This window comes from Okeania sp. KiyG1 (genome assembly GCF_014132355.1).
Lineage (GTDB): Bacteria > Cyanobacteriota > Cyanobacteriia > Cyanobacteriales > Microcoleaceae > Okeania.
In genome coordinates this window covers 12,376-33,706 of record NZ_BLZO01000098.1, presented here as the reverse complement: position 1 = coordinate 33,706, position 21,331 = coordinate 12,376, and the positions used below count along the sequence as shown (strand labels likewise).

The following is a 21,331-nucleotide window of genomic DNA, read 5'->3' as shown; positions in this document are numbered from 1 at the left end:
AATCAGGAATCAGATGTGAGAATTGAGGTGTTCCTTTGAAGTATAGAATATAGAATTTATCTTATTATTATGTATTCGTTTTTTTCTTCTTCCCTATTCCCTATTCCCTAAAACAAAAGTCTCTAATATCTCACCACTAAAATATTATCCCTATATATTGAGTTATTTATACTTTAATTTAAACCACAAAATCGGAGAAGCTAAAGTCAGTGTAGCAACATTAGTAAAAATCACTGGTACATCTTTAACCAAAATGCCATAAATTATCCAGATCAATACACCAGAACAAAAAATAGCAAACATTTCTAGGGAGATATCTTTTGTGGAGCGAGTGCGCCAAGTTTTGATAACTTGAGGTAAAAATGAAATAGTGGTTAAACTGCCTGCTAGTAGTCCTAAAGCTGTGACTAAGTTCATAATAAATATCAATAATTAATTGCGATTACTAAATTATAATTTTATAGAATTTTGGAAATAATTGTTTGATATTAAATCCGGTTAATTATACATAGAATCTGATTATATAATATCTGTTGAAATTCTATAATTACTTCAATATTAGACATCTCTACCGAAAGAGGGAGTAGGGACATTGTATCCCACATTCCGCACTTCAATTTGTAACATAAAAATCAGTATAAAAATAGGGAAGTAATTGATAATTTATGTACAATAATTGATTTAATTTTTTATTATTGGAGATGTCTATTTAATCTTCCCTATTCTCCTACTCCTCCACTCCCCTACTCTCAACTATATAATAAGTGTTTAACTTGATTTAATATTACTAAGAAACACTCAAAATTTATGAGAATAATTCTTTCCTTTGTGAGATAGGTTGCTAAGAGATTACCCTTGCATAAAAATATCTATCATTTTCTACCTATTATAACCACTAATTAAGGCATTACTGAGAGGCGGGATGAATATAAGTGGCATCCTGCCTGCCCAAAAATATCAATAACGGCCAAGATGCCCATCCCACTTACACAAAACTATTAAAATCATCTACTTTCTATTAATTAATTAAACCGCCTAAGCTGATATTGATTAATGCTATAGATATTTTTTAGTCCAAGCATATTTCCTTTTATCTTTTTCAGTAGATATTCTATAATTTCTTTTCGCTTCTTCCTGTTGCTAGTCTCTTTAACTAATCGCTTAATTTCTTTATCAATGTCTTTTATATCAGCTCCTCTTTGTTGTGCCTCTTCAAACCAATAGTCTCCATCTCCATATTTTCCTAGACCATAACAAGTAGCTCCCAATAAAGTACAAGGATGATGACTTTTAGAATCAATTTTATGAGCTTGTAAAGCAAGATTTTTTGCCTCATTTAATTGCCTAACATCTCTAAAAGCAGCACCTCTAGTTACAAGTATTCTAGCCTTAAGGTCTTTATCTTTTAATTTCTCTAAATTGACTTTACTTTTACTGGTAATTTCTAATGCTTTTAATGATTTATTTGCTTTACGCCAGTAACTACTAATTTTAGGGATTAGCCATTTATCTTTAGTTCTTTTAAATTCATCCTCAAAAAAATCAGCCTCAATCTGATAATAAGTAGTTGTAATCTTACTACCAGGAGTTAGCAAATTCTCAGTTGTTAACTGAGTAAACATTAATTTGTCTAATCGCTCTCCTTTATCTAGTTTACTAAGAATATTGTAGAAAGGATCGAATTTTAATACCCCGACTGTAGCTAAATATTTATCTTGGAGTCTTATCCAATCTTTTTCTAAATATTTTTCTTCAGCTACTTTAATAATTTCAGTCAAATTATATGACTTTAACCAATCAATATCTGCCTCTGTTAATAGCTCAAATTGCTCTATTTTTTGGAGAATTTCATACAAATTACTATCAGGTGATGAATCTTCAAATTCAGTCAATTTGTACTTTTTCTTGAGTATTGCAAATTTTCTTTTTCGTTTTTGTTTTTCCCGACCGGAATAAATTTCTAGAGTTTCCAAGAAGCTATTATTTGACAACCAATTACATTCTTTTGTACTTAACAAATTTGCTGAGTAAATTTTTTTCAGAATAGGAAACAATGGTGTATCCGGGAAAAAATCTTGATATTTAGTAGCACAGTATTTAATTTTTAACTCGGCAAACTCTTGGATTTGATTAGCGATCGCTAAAGTTTCGTTAAGATTATAATATTTAAGTAATTTAATTTCTGAATTAGTTAATTTATTTTCAGTGTCAAGCTTAAAAAGTAGTTGATGTAAAAACTATATTCCACATTTTTGGTACTTTATATTTTTCTTTGAGGTCTAAAAACTCATTTTCTAATCTTTTAACTTCCTCATTATTTTGTTTTTGTTTCTCGGCAATGGAAAACGTTTCAGTTAGTTGATTTTCTTCTAACCAATCTAATTCCGATTTTTTAAGAATAGTTTCCTTTTCTAGTTTTTCTAATATTGAAAATAATCGGCTAGAGATAGATTTATCGGGATATTTAGTAGCACAGTATTTAATTTTTAACTCGGCAAACTCTTGGATTTGATTAGCGATCGCTAAAGTTTCGTTAAGATTATAATATTTAAGTAATTTAATTTCTGAATTAGTTAATTTATTTTCAGTGTCAAGCTTAAAAAGTAGTTGATGTAAAAAACTATATTCCACATTTTTTGGTACTTTATATTTTTCTTTGAGGTCTAAAAACTCATTTTCTAATCTTTTAACTTCCTCATTATTTTGTTTTTGTTTCTCGGCAATGGAAAACGTTTCAGTTAGTTGATTTTCTTCTAACCAATCTAATTCCGATTTTTTAAGAATAGTTTCCTTTTCTAGTTTTTCTAATATTGAAAATAATCGGCTAGAGATAGATTTATCGGGATATTTAGTAGCACAGTATTTAATTTTTAACTCGGCAAATTCTTGGATTTGATTAGCGATCGCTAAAGTTTCGTTAAGATTATAATCTTCAAGTAATTTAATTTCTGAATTAGTTAATTTATTTTTAGTATCAAGCTTCAAAAGTAGTTGATGTAAAAAACGATATTTCACATTTTTAGGTACTTTATATTTTGCTTTGAGAGCTAATAACTCATCTTCTAATCTTTTAACCTCATTTTCCTCATTTTCCTTATTTTGTTTTTGTTTCTCCGCAATAGAAAGTGTCTCAGTTAATTGATTTTTTCTAACCAATCTAATTCTGATTTTTCGAGAATAGTTTCTGTTTCTAGTTTTTCAATATTGAAAATAATTTACTAGAGATAGATCGATCTGGATATTTAGTAGCTTGATACTTATCTTTTAGTTCTGCAAATTTAGCCTCAGCCTCTCTTTGTTTTTGTTCTTTTTCTTTCTCCTGCTTCAAATAAATTTTTAGAGTTTCCAATAAACCATGATTCGATAACCAATTAGATTCTTCAGCACTTAATTTTTTGCTGAGTCAATTTTTTCAGAATATAAAACAATTTATCCGGGAAAAATCTTGATATTTAGTAGCATGGTATATAGTTTTTAATTTTGCAAATTCTTTGATTTGATTAGCGATCGCTAAAGTTTCGTTAAGATTATAATCTTCAAGTAATTTAATTTCTGAATTAGTTAATTTATTTTTAGTATCAAGTTTAAGAAGTAGTTTATGCAAAAACTATATTCCACATTTTTAGGTACTTTATATTTTGCTTTGAGAGCTAATAACTCATCTTCTAATCTTTTAACCTCATTTTCCTCATTTTCCTTATTTTGTTTTTGTTTCTGTGCAATAGAAAACGCCTCAGTTAGTTGATTTTCTTGTAACAAATCTAATTCTGATTTATCAAGAATAGTTTCTGTTTCTAGTTTTTCCAATATTGAAAATAACGGACTAGAGACAGATTTATCAGGATACTCAGTAGCTTGATACTTATCTTTTAGTTTTGCAAACTTAGCTTCAGCCTCTCTTTGTTTTTGTTTCTCCTGCTCCGAATAAATTTCTAGAGTTTCCAAGAAACCATTATTCGATAACCAATTAGATTATTCTGCGCTTAATGTCTCTGATGAGTCAATTTTTTTCAGAATACGAAACAATTTATCCGGGAAAAATATTGATATTTAGTAGCATGGTATATAGCTTTTAATTTGGCAAACTCTTGGATTTGATTAGCGATCGCTAAAGTTTCGTTAAGATTATAATCTTCAAGTAATTTAATTTCTGAATTAGTTAATATCTTTTCACTATCAAGTTTAAAAAGCAGTGGATGTAAAAAATAAAATCCAAAATTTTTGGGTACTTTGTATTTTGTTTTGAGAGCCAAGAACTCATTTTTAAATGCTTCTTGAAACTCAGTTTTCTTATATTGTTTTGAGGTAAATCCTGACTTAATTAGTTTGATAGTTTTAAAAAGTTGATTTGCTTCTAAATATTGAAACTCTAAGTCTGTAATTGAAATGCCAAAATCAACTCTTCTAAGTATGAGATATAGAAAACTTAAAGGAGATGAATTTTGATATTTAGTTGCTTTATACTTAGACTTGAGAAGAGAAAAATGTTGCACCCGAATGTCATTTTCGTTTTCACCCATAGAATATTGTTATTTTAACTAATTCAAACAGATAATTAAACAGTAAAATGCTATAATATAAATAGTCAAATTATTCTAAAAACCTGAGTGGCAGCCCGTTCGCCCCTATGTTTATTTATAAATATTCAACCGGATATGATATAATTGGTACTTATCCAAAAATTGCCTTAAAATTAATCAATTTCTAATAATCTCAGCTCTCCGCAATAGCTTCCCCATTCAGAAAAGCAACCAAATAATCATTATTATTGAGAGGCCCAACATTAGGTGGAGTCCCAGTTAAAATAATATCCCCCGAACGTAGCGGTATCTGCTGACTAATGAAACAGAGCAAGTCTTGAATAGAAAATAACATTTGTTTGCTAGACCCTTGTTGGCGAACTTCACCATTTATTTCAAGTCTGATTTCCAGTTCTTCTATTTCTGTGACATCATTCAACTTCCTAAACTTTGACAACGGACAAGCATTTACAAAACTTTTGGCTAGAACCCAAGGATACTTTTTCGCCCTCAACTCATTTTGCTGATCACGAAGAGTCAAATCTAGAGCAATACCAACACTACTAATTGCCTGTAAAACCTGATTTACATCCCCCTGATACAAATCAGCGCCAAGTTGGATAGCAATCTCTGTTTCATAATCGCATCGCCCTAAATTAAGGGGTAAAAATATCTTTCCTTCAAATGGAACAACACAAGCAGGGGATTTTGTGAAAATTATCGGTTCTTTCGGAACTGGGTTGTTTAGCTCTTTTGCATGATCGGCATAATTACGACCTACACAATAAATTGAACCAATTGTTTTAGCTAAAGTAAAAGAGTTCATTGTTGAAAATTTAGGACGTGCTACCAAATCATATCATACAGGAATAGCAAAAGTATTATCCAATGCTAAACATTTCGATGTTCTTTCTGAGCTGTGACAGGAACTTGTTCGAGGTAATTCTCACTAAAATTGAAGCAACCGTGTCTCGATGTACTGTTTTCTCTTTAGAATAGAGCATCGTCTTACATCTTTTATGCTCATGCTTGAGGTAAGTCAGACAGTCAGCATATACACCTTTGTTGACCAGTATCTCTAGAATTTCGCGATAGGAATTATCATCAATGGTACTAGACCTTAACTCTTCAAGTCGCTCCCGCTCTTGCTCGTTGGATCTTTGAGTCATCAGATACACTGCCAACGTTAGTTTTCCATTGATAAAGTCCGAAAATTGATCCTGATAAGGTTTCTCCAGCTTTGATAGACGCTCGACAGGCAATGCAAAATCACCAAAATCATTAGCCGCCTGAGTAGCTGCACCATAGATAGCACCCATCTCATACAGCAATTCGTCAGGTTGCTCTGCAACGATCGATCCTGCAAAGAAACAACTTCCGTAGAACACACCTGAAAGCAATCTACATCGCTGCTGATACGCTGCTAGAAACTGGTCGTAGTCTGGATAGTCACTCACTTTAGAAACCTGTAGATCGTGAATGTCCATCCTCTGACCAAGATAGACTTGATGGTTGATTTTGCTGAGGAGCGTTAAGAGCGAAGTCATGCCATAATCCTCTAGGATCTGTTGAGCAACTTCTCTCAGTTGGAACCCTGCGATGACTAGCTTTCGCTTACTATCGGTGCTATCATACCCATTTTTCTCATCAAGAAACCAGTTGATAACATAAGTCGAACAGTTGAGGATCTCAAAACTTGCACAGACGGGAATAATCTCCTTCCAGTTTTGACCTCCGTTAATCTCATAACCTGTTCGGATCTGGAGGTCTCGTAATCGAGGATGACCATGACGTTTCATAGGAAGCTGCTGCACTTCTGGGCTTAACTTCTCAGTATATTCAGCGATTAGCACATCCGTTGCTTGGGATGTCTCTTTCATCAGATTGAAGTACTCACTCATTCAGAAACCTCTTTTTGATAGATATGGTACTGGTTATCTCCAACGGAGACCGAGCGCAAATTTGCCGATTTCAGCATTTCTTCGACAACATCGAACTCAAGTAATCGCATTCGCAGCTTTTGCTGTCCGATAAGACTCCCTTGCTGATGACAAGTGTAATCAAGACTAAGATATTGCTCTCCATCAATCCAATTCTTGGTAACGGTTCTCTGGAATGAGACTTCCTCATCCAAATTCTCGCATTTGCTATGATTAGAATTCGATGAGATGATAATTAATTGCCCTCTGTCTCGTAAGTGTCCAGCAATACGTTCAAAACTCCTCTGAATCGCATCAAGATCGAGGATGTGACTAGCAAGTAAAATGGTATCACCATCATTCACAAAAGCCCACGCACCACCACGAGAATAGGCCAGATCAAACATCTTGTTGAGGTGCATATCGACCACATCTTGACAGTAGAGATCGACTCGGGAGCCTAAGCATTCTTGAGCTTGAGCAAGTAGAGACGCACTCGTGTCCACCCCGGATATCTGGAGTTCAGGTCGCAACAGAAGAATTTGCTCTACAAGCAAACCAGTCCCAATTCCCACATCCAAGATGTCTTTCCGATCGCCGAAAATTTCGATCAGCTCCGTAGCAATTGCTTTGTAATTCCGATTCTTTTGCACAAAGCTATTATAGAAATCGGACATACCTTTATACAAATCCATAGGTATCATTGATGTTTCTCAATCTTTAAATAATTGCCTAAATATAGCGCTGTGCGCAGCTCATCTGGCAACAGTTCCGGAAGGGGGAATAAAAAACCGATAATATCAGACTTTTAGCTATTGGACAGTTCTTATAATATCATCCGGATAGGAACTGCCAGGTTGTTGTTTGACAATTAGTGCGAGCATCTTGCTCGCGTCATAAATCATCATAATTACCTGATGTCCTAACTATATAATTACCCGATGTCCTAACTATAGTTATAGTGGCGACTGCCATACCTAACTATCCTAAAAAGTGGGTAACTTGTCACTTAGGAACTGCCAGGTTGTTGTTTGACAATTAGTGCGAGCATCTTGCTCGCGTCATAAATCATCATAATTACCTGATGTCCTAACTATATAATTACCCGATGTCCTAACTATAGTTATAGTGGCGACTGCCATACCTAACTATCCTAAAAAGTGGGTAACTTGTCACTAATGATTGTGAAATTTAACTTCATCTATGAACCTCAAAAAAAATAATCCCACTTTAAAAAATAGTGAGATTATTTAACAAAATCAAAGTTCAAATCTTTCTTATAAAGAAGAACCTACACCAACATAGGCACCATAAAAGAAAAGACCAACAACTACAAGTACGCCAGTTCCGGCAACAGTAGCAACCAACCATAAAGGAATTCTACCTGGTTCGGACATCATAATATTTCACCTCATTATTTCAAAACTACTTCGTGCTAAAAAATTTTTACCTATAAGGTAATTTGCCAACAATATACTTGTTAACTTTCTACTCAATATTACTAGAAATAGGCCACCCCAATAGGGTGACTTAAATACCTAGTAATTTCTCTGTTTTACTTTCCGAATTAATTAAAGAAATAACTCGAAAACAGAATACCAAGAACAAATACTAATAATAAACCAAGGTAGAGTGAAGTTCTGTTTAATTCTACTGGCTGCTTATTAGTATTTTCACTACGATCTAAAGGCATAATATACTCCTATCTTTGAATAAACTGCATAGCTGCAATGGCACCTAAAAAGAAAACTGTAGGCACGCCAAGGGTATGAACTGCTAACCATCTAACTGTAAAAATTGGATAGCTAATTGGTTGATTTGGATTTCCGCTAGTCATAATAAAAATCTCCTAAATTTTCAACTATTCACCAATAAATTCATCAATTTGTTTTTTAGCTTCAAAACGGTCTGATACAACTGGTAATTCTTGTCTTTGATCAGTATAATACTCGTTAGGTCTAGGTGTACCAAAAACATCGTAAGCCAAACCTGTACTTACAAATAGCCAACCTGCAACAAACAGAGCTGGAATAGTGATACTGTGTATTACCCAATAACGAATACTTGTGATGATATCTCCAAAAGGACGCTCACCGGTATTGCCGCCTGCCATCTAATTTTCTCCTCCAAATTTATTTCTAACTATCATCTAAATGTGATAGTTTTAAAACCTTTCTCAATACCTCACCCCATAACTAAATTAATGGTTTGAGTTTTTTTTCTTTGTTAATAGCTAAAGACAGACTCACTTTTTGCCTTCTTTAACATCTGCTATTTTTATCTGTTAGTTAGACGGGATCGATTCTAACATATCCAGTCGAAATTTTCAGTAACTCAAACAACATCAAGAAATTAGCTTTTCCCATCTGAGTAATACTACCCAATTCAAATTATGAGGAAGAATTTTTCTCTGAATATTGTATTGAGTTTCACGCTGCTTCTGAAACTGCTGAACCATTGTATTTCAACACAGTTCCTCTTTGACCAAGAATAAAACCTTTTTCTTGGTTAATAAAAACAATTTTGTAGAAATTTTCTGGAACACTCTCTACATCACGGTCTTTTTCCCAAGTCTGACCGCCATCAACACTGCGAAGTAAATTACCACTACCACCAGAAACCCAAATTTCATCAGGAGTGCGATAAGCCAAATCTAATAAACCCCAACTTGTGGCATATTCTGGACTAATAGCTTCACCCCACTCTTCAGGATTTTCTGGATCGCTAAACCGCAGTTGGCCTCCTCGTGCCAATAGCCATAAACCACCATCATCACTGAACCCCATATTTTCCAAACGGCGAGAGTCTTGACGATTATGAGGAGTCCAAGCTCTTTGGCCTGGTTCCCAACTAGAGTAAAAATTACCCTTGGCCGAAACAGCAATATACTTACCATCAGGAGAACGGGAAATATTCCTCACTACTCCCACAGCATCCTCTACCTGAGCACGCCAATGTTGGCCACTATCTTCTGTGCGATAGATAGCTCCTACATCAGTAGTCATCTCAGCAGAATCTGGCCCAAGAGCAATAATCGTATTAGGAGCACCTGGTAATTTAGAGCTGAGAGGAATCTGAGTCCAAGACTCTCCTTGATCATCCGTGTGTAGAAGTAAAGAAGGCTGCCCTAAAATCCACCCTTCATTACCATTAAAACTCACAGAAGTCAAGCGAGCTTTTTCTTCTTCTATATCTATACTTTTAGGTTGCCAAGTATTACCACCATCAGTAGTTTCTAAGAGAGTAGCATTACCACCGACAATCCAACCATGGTCAGGATTGCCTGTAAATCCGATATCAAACAACTTAGCCTCAGTTGGTAGTTGAATTATCTCCCAGGGATTGTAACTTATTGCAGGTAAAAAGGCATTTTTGCAGCCACTACAAAGTATAACTGCTGCTAGTATTATGAAAATTTGTTTCCAGAACTTTACTATTGAATGCATCACATTAAATCATTAATTAGCCTTGAAGAAGGACTCAGGAGACAGCAATTCTGGAGACAGAATCAATGTTCGTGGGGATAGTCTTTGACAGGCCACTTCGTCTCTAGAAAACCCCAACCAATTGTGGACACCACGGGTGATGGTGGGAATTTATACCCGGCAAGGCTTCCAACCAGGAGCCAGCTACTCCCATCAATCGCGCCCAAAAAAATCTACTGACTCCTGGCTTCTGACTTCCAGCCGTTTGCGCAGCGTCTCCGTGAGGAGAAGGCTGTTAAGGCCATCTTATCGTAAACCATATAAGCTCAAGAAAAACAAAAATCCGGCGGCTAAAGCGCCAAAAATTAGGATATTTTTCTGGCTTGGTGTGAGTGTATTAACACCAAAACCATATCCAAGGTTTTCTTTAAATCCGGAAGGACCTTCAGTTGGTCCAACATTCACAAATTGAACCTTAATCGCTCCACAAACAGGACAACGCCAACCAGGGGGCAAATCTGAAAAAGCAGTTCCGGCCGGAATATTACCAGTAGAACTTCCCTTCTTCGGTTCATATATATATCCACAGGCTCGACATTCATACCGATCCAGTTCATCTGTGGCCTCAGTTACTTGCTCGCTCATAGTTCCAAAAAATTGAATAGCGATTATGAGAACATCTTTAATTATTATTACAGAATTGTTGCAATTCGAGGAGATGGGTATTGAAAAATGATTGCAACCCGACTGGTGAGAGCTACTTTTAGCTTTTTTATCTTGACATTTGACTTAAAAATTGGACTGGTAAAAGCTTATGTATCTGGCCTGATGAAGGTTATGCCAAATTCACGCAAAGATAGTTACATATTTTAATTTGTGATTTATCAAAATAATTGGGTCGAGCCACTCCGCCTTTTAAGGGGAAATATTTGTGGAGCCTTGATCAAATCCCCGTTACAAAAATAACTATCGTTAACGCCCCTACTGACTTTTGACTTCTGACTTCTGACTTCGTTATTCCTACTGGACTGACACAACTAAAGCTGTGCATGAGATTATTGGGGCCGGGGCGCGTTGATCTGAATAATTTGTAACACCATTACCTTAACGCGGAACCCGCCCCTACTGGACCGACACAGCTAAAATGGTGCATTAGGGAGTAGGGGAGTAGGGGAGTAGGGGAGAAAGATTGCTGTTGGGTTTATCCTAACGGATAAGCTCCGCTAACGTCCCTCAACCCAACCTACTGGATCGTTTCATCTTAAATTTATGAACAATTAAACAGCACAATTTTGACATCCTCCCCGGCCTAAAGGCACGGGGATTCCTACTGAGCCGTAGCTCTTCGGCGGGTTGACGCTTTGCTTCGCATAGCTGTCGCTAACACAGGGTGCTGCTTCCTTGGCGGTAGTCTGATGCTTCCCTCCACGTCCGTTTAGAGTTTCCGAGTGCCCCCGGCAACTAATAACAGTTTAGCATATATTCAATTCACTTGCATGCTCAAATAAAAAGTCGCCCTACAAGGGCGAGGCTTTAAACCCAATTTTTCGGTAACAATCGCTAAAAAAATAATCTCTCGTTATAATCTCTAATTTAGCTAGAAGTGCATCTCATAATTTGCAAGAATACTTTTTTCCTATTCCCTATTCCCTGTTCCCTATAAGCGATAAATTTTTGGCTTTATTCACGCATTGAGATGCACCCTTAACAAGAAAGTGTCAAAATGTTCAAAGATAAAAGTCCTAGTTACTTAGGAAATGTAGGTTAATCGTGTTTACTCTTAGTGGTTACGAATATTTTCTAGGCTTCCTACTAATTAGCAGCCTAGTTCCAGTTATTGCCTTAACTGCATCTAAACTACTGCGGCCTAAAACTCGTGGCCCAGAGCGACGAACTACTTATGAATCTGGTGTAGAACCAGTTGGTGGAGCTTGGATACAATTCAATATCCGTTATTATATGTTCGCCCTCGTCTTCGTCGTCTTTGATGTAGAAACAGTATTTTTGTATCCTTGGGCAGTGGCCTTTCATCAATTGGGACTTCTAGCATTTATAGAAGCCCTAATTTTCATCACAATCTTAGTTGTTGCTTTAGTCTACGCGTGGCGTAAAGGAGCTTTGGAATGGTCTTAAGTCCTAATCAAAACCAAAAAATTATAAATCCTATTGAGCAATCTCCCCAGGTTACTCAAGAACTATCAGAGAATGTTGTGTTAACTACAGTTGATGACCTTTACAACTGGGCACGACTTTCTAGTTTGTGGCCTCTACTATATGGTACAGCCTGCTGCTTCATTGAATTTGCAGCTCTGATTGGCTCTAGATTCGACTTTGACCGCTTTGGCCTAGTGCCACGGTCTAGCCCTCGGCAAGCAGACCTGTTGATTACTGCAGGTACAATCACTATGAAGTATGCCCCAGTTTTGGTACGTCTTTATGAGCAAATGCCAGAACCTAAATATGTCATTGCCATGGGTGCTTGTACAATTACTGGCGGAATGTTCAGCATGGACTCACCAACAGCAGTCCGTGGGGTAGACAAATTAATCCCAGTAGATGTTTATATTCCTGGTTGTCCACCACGTCCAGAAGCAATTATTGATGCCGTCATCAAGCTGAGAAAAAAAGTTGCCAATGAATCTTTGCAAGAACGGGCTAAATTGCAGCAGGTACATCGCTACCACACTGTTAAACACAATATGAAAGTGGTTGAACCAATTCTGAATGGTAATTATCTCAAGACATCAGACCGGGAAACACCACCAAAAGAATTAACAGAAGCAATAGGTATGCCAATACCACCAGCACTGCAAGCTACACAAAAAGAGGAGGTAAGTCGTGAGTGAGTCAGAAGCTCCAATAGTTGAAGCAGGTAAAGCTTCAAAATGGCTGACAGAAAATGGCTTTGAGCATGAGTCTCTAGAACCAGATCATCTGGGAGTAGAAATGATCAAAGTTGACAGAGAATTTTTAATTCCCTTGGCTACAGCTTTATATGCTTATGGGTTTAATTATCTACAATGTCAATGTGCTTATGATGCAGGTCCCGGAGAAGACTTGGTGAGTGTTTATCACTTGGTTAAGGTCAGCGACGATGTAGACCAACCAGAAGAAATACGTTTAAAGGTATTTGTGCCCAGAGACGATCCTAGAGTTCCTTCTGTTTACTGGATTTGGAAATCGGCTGATTTTCAAGAACGGGAATCCTATGATATGTATGGCATTGTCTATGAAGGACATCCTAATCTGAAACGCATTTTGATGTCTGAAGATTGGGTTGGTTGGCCATTGCGTAAAGATTATATCTCTCCAGAGTTCTATGAATTACAAGATGCCTACTAAATTTTAGGTTGAAAAATTAACCTTTTCACCTAAGTAGCATTAGTAATCATACCCTGTAGGCAATTGGTTAAAAGAGGATTAAACAGAGAAAATTGTTTTGATTTGATATTTATATTTAAGTCAATTTCTACCTATTTTCTTAAGGTTTCAGGAAATAGGAGAAAATTTCTCTGAAATTGGAACTTGTCATAGATTGATAACGTCCCGACAACATAATTACCCCCCTATTTTTTGATTTAGGTGGGGTAAATATAGAAAGCAAAAACTTGTCTAAAGTTTCTCAAACTTACTCATAACTATAGCTATAAAACTAAAATGAGTAAGTTTGCTCAGTTGTCTATCCATTGAGTCGTTATCAGCTACAGTTAAGGTATGAAGCTAGTTGAACGTCATTCGATCGCTAAATCGCATTATTTGTGGTCAGAAATTGACCACAAGGCTTTTTGTCGAAAAATCTGTTTAATTTAGGTAACTATTATTATCGTCAATATTTCTTTGCCGCTCAAAAGAAATTAAATTTTAATGAACTTTATCACAAGATATCTAAAAGTTATGATTATAAAGCTTTACCTACCAAGGTAAGTAAGCAAATTATTAGGAAATTAGATCAAAGCTTGGAAAAGTTATTTTTCAGCTTTAAGAGAGTGGAAAAAACACCCAAATAAATTTTTAGGAAAACCGAAAATTCCCAAATATAAACACAAAACAAAAGGTCGAAATATTCTGCCCTACCCAGATGAATCAATTTACAAAAAAGCCTTAAAAAAAGGAATTTGTCATCTGTCGATGAGTGAAATAAAAATCCCCACTTCACAGACAGAAATAATAGAGGCAAGAATTATTCCCAAAAGTAGCTGTTATATAGTGGAAATAGTCTATGAAAAAGCGGAAGAAACAACAGAAAATAAACAATTAGCTGGAGTAGATTTAGGAGTAAATAACTTAATAGCTGTAACTACAAATCAAACAGGAACTATCACCTCTGTTGATTAAAGGCAGACCATTAAAAGCAATTAACACCTTTTATAATAAACAGCGCTCTTATTTACAATCTCAATTAAAAACAACCATAATCAGATGTAATTCTCATCGGTTAAAAAATTAACTCACATTCATGTCGGCTCACGAAACGAAATTGTCGAGTAGAAAACTATCTCCATACAGCAAGTAAAAGAGTAATAGATTGGTGTGTAAACCATGAAATAGGAATCTTAATCATTGGGCAGAATCAGACCTGGAAACAAGAAATAAAATTAGGAAAAAAGAACAATCAACAATTTGTGAATATCCCTCACTATAAGTTAATAGAGATGTTAAGATATAAAGCCCAACTAAGAGGAATAAAAGTAATAATAACAGAAGAATCCTATACATCTCAATCAAGCTGTTTAGATGGGGATGATTTACCAAAATATGGAGAGAAAAAACCGAAATTTAGTGGAAAAAGAGTAACAAGAGGATTGTATAAAACCAGGGAAAATAAATTATTAAATGCAGATGTAAATGGGTCGTTGAACATTATTAAAAAGTAATTCCTGATGTCTTTGACCAAGGAATAAAGGGTTTGCCGTTTAACCCTGTGGTGGTCGATCCACTACGAACAACTAAGCTTTCAGGCTTTTGAGTAAGTTTGAGTAAGTTTAGTTGAGCGGTGCCTACATATTACTAGAGATGAAATAATTAAATTTTGTTTATGGCCTTAAGAATAAAATGTTCTAGTCTATTTTCTAATCTAATTGTCACATTCTTGTCAACCTGATATAATCCTCAGCGTCTGCGCTTTAGCTTTACTCGTTATTGGGGTAAATACAGAAAGCGAAAACTTCTCTGAATATTATTAGAAAAGTAATTCCCGATGTTTTTGACCAGGGAATAAAGGGTTTGCCGTTTAACCCTGTAGTGCTTGACCCACTACGAATGACTATACTTTCAGACCTTTGAGTAAGTTTAGTTGAGCGGTTATAAGCAACATATTGATTTAAGGTATATCTGTATTATTGGTCACTCAATGCCGAGATATTGGAATGGCGCTTTGGGAATTTTTCTCAAAGCATTGCGTTAGTGAAGCGGCGCGTTAGTGCGATACCGCCTGCGTTGATGGTTCTGCCGTCACGTTGCTATGAACGGTTTTCCCGATTTTGCAGGGAATTGCCGGACTTGATGTATCTGTTTGAATGCAGCGATAAATATAAAAAATAGGGCGGTAGGGCCCAGACGTCTTTAAAGCTCGTGGAGTCCGACGGGGTACCGGGACTGGGAAACGAGAAGCCCACGTCATACCTTAAGGTTGGGGTGGGAGTATGTCACTTAAATATAAATCGCTATTTGCATAAATTTATGGTGGAGGAGTTAGAACGTGAATGAAATAAGAAGAGGCTCCCAACTTGGAGGGAGCGGTAATATAGTAGGTGTCACATTTAATGACACAGATGGTGATGGAATTTTTGATACATCGGAATCAGTAATAGGTAATGTTACAGTCTATCTAGACCAGAATAATAACGGTATTCTAGATCCCAATGAATTATCTAACATTAGTCGTCCAGATGGTGTCTACAACTTCTTGGGATTAGTAGATGGTCAATATTCAGTCAGACAGATTCCACCCAGTGGCACTGTTTCAACTACACCACTGCCAGTACCAGTGAGCATAGTCGGTGGGAGTATGGTCAGAGAGAGCAGGATAGCTCTTGGTAGTGGGGTAGGTATCCCAACACCAGTTCCCACTCCAGACCCCACTCCACCTCCACCTATAGTTGGACCAGGTAGAGGTAATATTAGTGGTGTATTATTTGAAGACGTAAATATTAATGGTGTCCGTGACCCTGGAGAACCAGGAATTTCTGGTAGCCAAGTATTCCTTGATGCCAACCGAAATGGCATTTTAGACGAAGGGGAAGCCAGCACTTTTACAGATGAATTTGGCTTTTATTCCTATGTAGACGTATTCCCTGGCCAATACAACATTGATGTTATCAGGGAACCAGACGAAGCAAGAACAACTCCTAATTCAGTAGCTATAATTACTGGTTTTGAAGAAACACCACCAAATATAGCTGTAGATATTGGTATTGTTACTCCTAGCGGGACTGGTAATGTTGAAGGAACTAAATATCTCGATTTTAATGCTAATGGTATTTTAGATTCTGGCGAGCCTGGAATTCCAAACTTTACTATCTATGCAGACCTCAATAGTAATCACATTCTAGATGTGGGTGAACCATTTGATATTACTGATAGTAATGGTGCTTACTTCTTACCTAATCTTACATCAACTCGCGTGACTATTCGGGAAGCAGAGGAACAAGTAGGATTTAATCTGACAACTAATTCTCGGACTGTTGATATACCTAGTGGGGGAACTTTATCTGGTATTAACTTTGGTAATGCTGAAAGAAATGTAATCGCTGGTGTTAATTTTGTAGATAACAATGCCAATGGTGCTATCGACCCAGGAGATGTAGGTTTATCAAACTCTACTGTATATCTAGACCTAAATGAAAATGGTATCTTTGACCCAGAAGAACCATTCAGGATTACTAACAGTGAAGGTGAGTACAGCTTTAATACTCTACCACCAGATACTTATGTTGTCAGATTAGTACCTCAACCAGGATTTACTCAAACAACTCCAGACCCAGTCATTGCAGTCACCAGTGGAGACGATGTTAACTTTGTTAATATTGGTAGCTCTCCTGCCACCCCTTTACTTCAGGGTGACTTAATAGGGAATAAGTTCAACGATTTTAATTCAAATGGAGTTCTAGATCCAGGAGAACCAGGTTTAGCTAACTTCACCCTCTACTTAGACCAAAACGGCAACAATATATTAGACCCTACAGAACCAGCTGCAATATCAAATGCTACTGGTGATTTTAGCTTTACTAACCCTCCTGTAGGAACTTATTTTCTACGAGAAATACCTCAACCAGGTTTCGTAAAAACTACTCCAGATCAACAAATTACTTTGAATGCACCTATTAATGTTCTGCAAGGTGATGCTCCTCTTGTCTTCAATGTTGGTAATGCTTTAATTGCCGAACCACCTCCAGTACCTGAACCAGCACCAGCAGCAGAACCAGCAGCAGAACCAGCACCAGCAGCACCAGCACCAGCAGCACCAGCACCAGCAGAAGGAACTACTGATACTGATACTGCCACAGCAGAAGGAACTACTGATACTGATACTGCCACAGCAGAAGGAACCACTGATACTAATATTGACGCTCCTACTGATACTGGCGTAACTGATAATCCTACAACAGAAGCGACCAGAGTTTCCAGTCAAGTCACAACAACAGGTAGAATCGCTGGTACTACATTTAGTGACAATAATGGCAACAATGCAGTAGATCCAGATGAAGCTGGTCTTGGCGGTTTCACTATTTACCTCGATATCAATAATAACCAAGTTCTAGACCCTGATGAACCTGCATCTTTTACAAATGTAGATGGTAGCTATAGTTTTGAAGGTTTAGCACCTAATACTTATGTAGTCAGGGTAGTTCAACAACCAGGTTTTACCCAAATTACTCCCGATCCAGTAATTACTATAGTTGGGGGTGACGACGTTAATTTCGTGAATATTGGCAACCAACCTGATGTACCAATAATTCCCCCTCCTCCAACTCCAGTTCCTCTCCCAGGTCCTACACCAATTCCTACACCAATTCCTCCCCCAATTGTCAATACTGATAGCACGGGTATAATTACTGGTGTTAAATTTGATGACCGTAATGGTAATGGTCAAGCAGACACAGATGAACCAAGACTTATAGGTGTTGAAATCTTTGTAGACCTGAATAATAATGGTTTAGCGGAAGCTAATGAACCATTTACTTTTACAGATGTTCACGGGGAATATGTGTTTGCCTTGCCACCAGGTAACTACAGAGTACGAGAAACACCACCTGCTGGTTTTGTTAACACTACTCCTACTCCTATTGTTCCTGTTGTTCCAGGTGAGACTGTCGTTTATAACTTCGGTGATACCAGTATCTTTGACCCCAACACTAGCATTAGTGGTGTAATCTTCACTGATAGCGACAACAGTGGTTCTCAAGGGTCTGGGGAAGCAGGTATTCCAACTGCTCAAGTTTTCCTAGACCTAAACGGCGACGGTACACTCGATCCAGACGAACCTGAAACTTTCACCGATCCTGATGGTCGTTATGTCTTTAATGGTTTAACGCCAGGGAATTACACAGTTGATGTTGTTCTGCAAGAAAACTTATTCTTAACTAGCAGTAACCCCGATATTAGCGTTACTGTTGGTCCGGTACCACCAGATCCCAATATCTCACCCACTCCAATTAATCTTCCCCTCGGTCAGAGTCTAAATGATATTGACCTTGGTGTTAACGTCACAGCACCAGGGGGAGATACTGTTAGTGGAATTGTATTTGCTGACAATAACGGTAACGGACTATTTGAACCTCTGAAAGGGGAAGTTGGTTTGCCTGGGGTTGAGGTCTTCCTAGATGTGCACACAGATGGACAAATACAAGGCTTTGAACCAAACCAAATTAGTGGTCCTGGTGGTACTTATGGTCTAGATACATCAGGTTTATCAGGCTCATTTCCGCTTCGACAAGTAATTCGTACTGGCTTTACCCAGACTACTGCGCCAGTAGAGGTAAGTGTGGGAGGCGACAGTGTTGTCTACAACTTTGGTAACCAACCGCAAACCTTGATTACTGGAACTGTTTTTGAAGACTTTAACAGTAATGGTATCCAAGACTTTAACGATACTAACGGTAATGGCATCCTCGATCCTAATGAATTTGTAGAAAGGGGTGCTCCTGGTTTCCGTATCTATGTCGATATCAATGAAAATGGTATTCTTGATAATGACGATATTGAGCCTAATACCTTCTCAGATACAGATGGAGAATATGCAATTGTTGGCTTGTTGCCAGGTACTTACACACTACGTCTGAATCCAGTTCCGGACAACTTTACTTCTACTACTCCAACAGACCTCACAATTACTGTTGATGAGTTTGAAAACTCCAATGTGGAAATTGACTTTGGACAGTCTCCGATAGTTCCTCCCCCTGGTTTTGGTAATATTTCTGGTATTGCATTCATAGATGAAAACGGAGATGGTCAGGCAGATCCAGGTGAACCTCAACTACCTAATGCGGTTATCTATATAGATGCTGATGAGGATGGGGAACGAGGTAGTGACGAACGATTTGCGCTTACCGATCAATTTGGTCGCTACGATCTTTCCAATGTGTCTCCAGGAACTTATGTGATTCGTCAGGAACCGCTGCCTGGTTTCACTGATTCTACTCCTGCAGCTCCAGTCATTGTTACTTTGGCAACAGGGGATAATGCTGACTTTGTTAACTTTGCCAACAATCCAACAGGACTACCAAAAGCTGTTCTTCCTGTTGTTAGTATTGGTGGTGTTGTTTTCAATGATATCAACGGTAATGGTTTCCTAGAACCAGGAGAGAATGGTATTCCTGGTACTACGGTATTCCTCGATCGCAATGATAACTCAATTTTAGACAATGAGGAACGTACTGCGATTACTGATTCACTGGGAGTATATGACTTTGATGAGTTACCTCCTGGCACTTATACAGTCCGCCAAGTTCAGCCAGCTGGTCTATTCCAAACTAACCAAGACCCAACTCTAACTCTGTTTGCAGGGGATGATGCTAATTTTGTCAACTTTGGCAACAGCACTACTCCACCAGTTATACCACCTCCAGCTCTTCCTTCTGCTGGTACTGGTGCAATTAGTGGGATAACTTTTGAAGACCTCAATGGTAATGGTTTTCTAGACCCTGGCGAAGGTGGTATTGGTGGTATTGTGGTTTACTTAGACCAAAACAACAACTCTGTTCGAGATGCTGATGAAATATTCGTTGCTAGTGATGCTAACGGTAATTACGGTTTCTCAAACTTAGCAGATGATGCTTATACAGTTCGGCAAGAACTAAACCCAGATCAGGCAGGAATCTTTACTCAAACTTTTCCTGCTCCTGGTGAAACGGCTGTGATCGCCACATTTGGTGGTCAAAATGTTCCTAATGTGAACTTTGGTAGTACCGGTGTATAATATCTAGATTTATCTCAACGTTGGTTGAAAACCTGTGCTCTCCATCCCCCCTAACCCCCCTTTGAAAGGGGGGAACAAAAGGGGAGCGTAATGTTGATTTATGAGGGGCTGTGTGCGGAAGTAAATTCCGCACTTTAAACGCCCCGTCCCATTTGCGGTGGACTAACCACAGAATCCAGGGTGTTTCAACTCCTGGAGATGTCAATGAGATAAAACTATAAAATGAAATTTTCAGCGTAGTCAATCATTTTTGGAAATTTGACTACGCTTTTGTTTTTTTGACCTGTTATATCGTATTTGGTTGAATACTTAGGGTTTGCGCTCAAAAGTCTTTTTCAGGAGTAGGGGAGCGGGGGAGTAGAGAAGATTAGAGTAGTTATATCATGTCCGGTTGAACAGTTATAAATAAATAACGACGGAGTCCTCAGAAGTCAACCCACCCCCAACCCCTCCCTGGAGGGAGAAAACCCACCCCAACCCCTCCCTGGAGGGAGAAAACCCACCCCCAACCCCTCCCTGGAGGGGAGAAACCCACCCCCAACCCCTCCCTGGAGGGGAGGAAGAAGAAGAAGGAGAAAGTTTTTTTGGCATTGGTAAAGCGCGTGTATGATATTAATCTTAATTCTTTAGGAGTCAACCCACCCCTCGCCCCTCCCCTCCCTGGAGGGGAGGGGAACTCAGGAGTCAGGAGTCAACCCACCCCCAACCCCTCCCTGGAGGGAGAAAACCCACTCCCAACCCCTCCCTGGAGGGAGGAAACCCACCCCCAACCCCTCCCTGGAGGGGAGAAAGTTTTTTGGTCGGTTCAACAATGAATAATGAATAATGAATAATGAATAATTACCTCTCCTTGAAAAGAAGAGGATTGACAAATTCATGAAAATTTTTATTTATTATCCCCTTAAAAGGGGAGGCGCATACCCACAATTTTTCGGTAAAGGTCACGGAGTTCTATCGCGCTCTTATCCGGACATGGTATCATACCTCAAATTACCAACGCCGTTTTTTTTATCACTAATCATCCGGACATGATATTAGGAGAAACTAGGA

At 37.8% G+C, this 21,331-nt stretch carries 21 protein-coding genes; 6 read left to right on the top strand and 15 right to left on the bottom strand.

Going from position 1 to position 21,331, the window contains the following annotated elements; genetic code table 11:
* Positions 1-162 precede the first annotated feature (162 nt).
* The 15 genes from SAGCYANO_RS24020 to SAGCYANO_RS23950 form a co-directional block, all read right to left on the bottom strand.
* Positions 163-417, bottom strand: coding sequence for a SemiSWEET transporter (locus SAGCYANO_RS24020; RefSeq protein ID WP_202222388.1), 255 nt, complete (start codon positions 415-417; stop codon positions 163-165).
* Between the two features lie 605 nt (positions 418-1,022).
* Positions 1,023-2,018 (bottom strand): hypothetical protein, encoded by a 996-nt coding sequence (locus tag SAGCYANO_RS24015; RefSeq protein WP_202222387.1) that lies wholly within the window; start codon positions 2,016-2,018, stop codon positions 1,023-1,025.
* Between the two features lie 196 nt (positions 2,019-2,214).
* Positions 2,215-3,156, bottom strand: a complete 942-nt coding sequence (locus SAGCYANO_RS24010; RefSeq protein ID WP_202222386.1) for a hypothetical protein — start codon at positions 3,154-3,156, stop codon at positions 2,215-2,217.
* Between the two features lie 34 nt (positions 3,157-3,190).
* Positions 3,191-3,349: a hypothetical protein gene (locus tag SAGCYANO_RS24005; RefSeq protein WP_202222385.1), complete on the bottom strand. Its 159-nt coding sequence runs from the start codon at positions 3,347-3,349 to the stop codon at positions 3,191-3,193.
* Positions 3,350-3,561: 212 nt separating this feature from the next.
* The gene (locus SAGCYANO_RS24000; RefSeq protein WP_202222384.1) at positions 3,562-3,945 is read right to left on the bottom strand and encodes a hypothetical protein; all 384 of its coding nucleotides are present in this window, start codon (positions 3,943-3,945) and stop codon (positions 3,562-3,564) included.
* 65 nt (positions 3,946-4,010) lie between these two features.
* Entirely contained in the window at positions 4,011-4,520 is a 510-nt protein-coding gene (locus tag SAGCYANO_RS23995; protein WP_202222383.1) for a hypothetical protein, read from the bottom strand.
* Positions 4,521-4,713: 193 nt separating this feature from the next.
* Entirely contained in the window at positions 4,714-5,346 is a 633-nt protein-coding gene (locus tag SAGCYANO_RS23990; RefSeq protein WP_202222382.1) for a fumarylacetoacetate hydrolase family protein, read from the bottom strand.
* 55 nt (positions 5,347-5,401) lie between these two features.
* The gene (locus SAGCYANO_RS23985) at positions 5,402-6,421 is read right to left on the bottom strand and encodes a polyprenyl synthetase family protein (RefSeq protein ID WP_237396614.1); all 1,020 of its coding nucleotides are present in this window, start codon (positions 6,419-6,421) and stop codon (positions 5,402-5,404) included.
* Positions 6,418-7,143: a trans-aconitate 2-methyltransferase gene (locus SAGCYANO_RS23980; RefSeq protein ID WP_202222380.1), complete on the bottom strand. Its 726-nt coding sequence runs from the start codon at positions 7,141-7,143 to the stop codon at positions 6,418-6,420. Before SAGCYANO_RS23980 ends, SAGCYANO_RS23985 begins: the two co-directional genes overlap by 4 nt.
* Positions 7,144-7,716: 573 nt before the next feature.
* On the bottom strand, positions 7,717-7,839 hold the full coding sequence (locus SAGCYANO_RS23975; protein WP_124147169.1) for a photosystem II reaction center protein J: 123 nt from the start codon (positions 7,837-7,839) through the stop codon (positions 7,717-7,719).
* Positions 7,840-8,006: 167 nt separating this feature from the next.
* Complete coding sequence (locus SAGCYANO_RS23970; protein ID WP_124147170.1) at positions 8,007-8,132, bottom strand: photosystem II reaction center protein L; 126 nt, start codon at positions 8,130-8,132, stop codon at positions 8,007-8,009.
* Positions 8,133-8,141: 9 nt separating this feature from the next.
* Positions 8,142-8,276 carry a cytochrome b559 subunit beta gene (psbF, locus tag SAGCYANO_RS23965; RefSeq protein WP_202222379.1) on the bottom strand — a complete coding sequence of 45 codons (135 nt, stop codon included), beginning with the start codon at positions 8,274-8,276 and terminating at the stop codon, positions 8,142-8,144.
* A 24-nt stretch (positions 8,277-8,300) separates the two neighbouring features.
* Positions 8,301-8,552, bottom strand: a complete 252-nt coding sequence (gene psbE, locus SAGCYANO_RS23960) for a cytochrome b559 subunit alpha (protein WP_202222378.1) — start codon at positions 8,550-8,552, stop codon at positions 8,301-8,303.
* A 316-nt stretch (positions 8,553-8,868) separates the two neighbouring features.
* The gene (locus SAGCYANO_RS23955; RefSeq protein WP_202222406.1) at positions 8,869-9,885 is read right to left on the bottom strand and encodes a photosynthesis system II assembly factor Ycf48; all 1,017 of its coding nucleotides are present in this window, start codon (positions 9,883-9,885) and stop codon (positions 8,869-8,871) included.
* A gap of 285 nt (positions 9,886-10,170) precedes the next feature.
* The gene (locus SAGCYANO_RS23950) at positions 10,171-10,509 is read right to left on the bottom strand and encodes a rubredoxin (RefSeq protein ID WP_202222377.1); all 339 of its coding nucleotides are present in this window, start codon (positions 10,507-10,509) and stop codon (positions 10,171-10,173) included.
* Positions 10,510-11,634: 1,125 nt separating this feature from the next.
* On the opposite strand from SAGCYANO_RS23950, the gene ndhC reads away from it, so the two are divergent.
* The 6 genes from ndhC (at position 11,635) to SAGCYANO_RS23925 (ending at position 20,281) form a co-directional block, all read left to right on the top strand.
* Positions 11,635-11,997 carry a photosynthetic/respiratory NAD(P)H-quinone oxidoreductase subunit C gene (gene ndhC / locus SAGCYANO_RS23945; RefSeq protein ID WP_202222376.1) on the top strand — a complete coding sequence of 121 codons (363 nt, stop codon included), beginning with the start codon at positions 11,635-11,637 and terminating at the stop codon, positions 11,995-11,997.
* On the top strand, positions 11,988-12,710 hold the full coding sequence (ndhK, locus tag SAGCYANO_RS23940; protein ID WP_202222375.1) for a photosynthetic/respiratory NAD(P)H-quinone oxidoreductase subunit K: 723 nt from the start codon (positions 11,988-11,990) through the stop codon (positions 12,708-12,710). Before ndhC ends, ndhK begins: the two co-directional genes overlap by 10 nt.
* Positions 12,703-13,206 (top strand): NAD(P)H-quinone oxidoreductase subunit J, encoded by a 504-nt coding sequence (locus SAGCYANO_RS23935; protein ID WP_202222374.1) that lies wholly within the window; start codon positions 12,703-12,705, stop codon positions 13,204-13,206. The genes ndhK and SAGCYANO_RS23935 overlap by 8 nt, the downstream gene beginning before the upstream one ends.
* 786 nt (positions 13,207-13,992) lie before the next feature.
* Positions 13,993-14,199: a transposase gene (locus tag SAGCYANO_RS45500; protein ID WP_237396613.1), complete on the top strand. Its 207-nt coding sequence runs from the start codon at positions 13,993-13,995 to the stop codon at positions 14,197-14,199.
* A 107-nt stretch (positions 14,200-14,306) separates the two neighbouring features.
* Complete coding sequence (locus tag SAGCYANO_RS45495; RefSeq protein ID WP_307785964.1) at positions 14,307-14,738, top strand: transposase; 432 nt, start codon at positions 14,307-14,309, stop codon at positions 14,736-14,738.
* Positions 14,739-15,562: 824 nt separating this feature from the next.
* Complete coding sequence (locus tag SAGCYANO_RS23925; protein WP_202222373.1) at positions 15,563-20,281, top strand: SdrD B-like domain-containing protein; 4,719 nt, start codon at positions 15,563-15,565, stop codon at positions 20,279-20,281.
* The last annotated feature ends 1,050 nt before the right edge of the window (positions 20,282-21,331 follow it).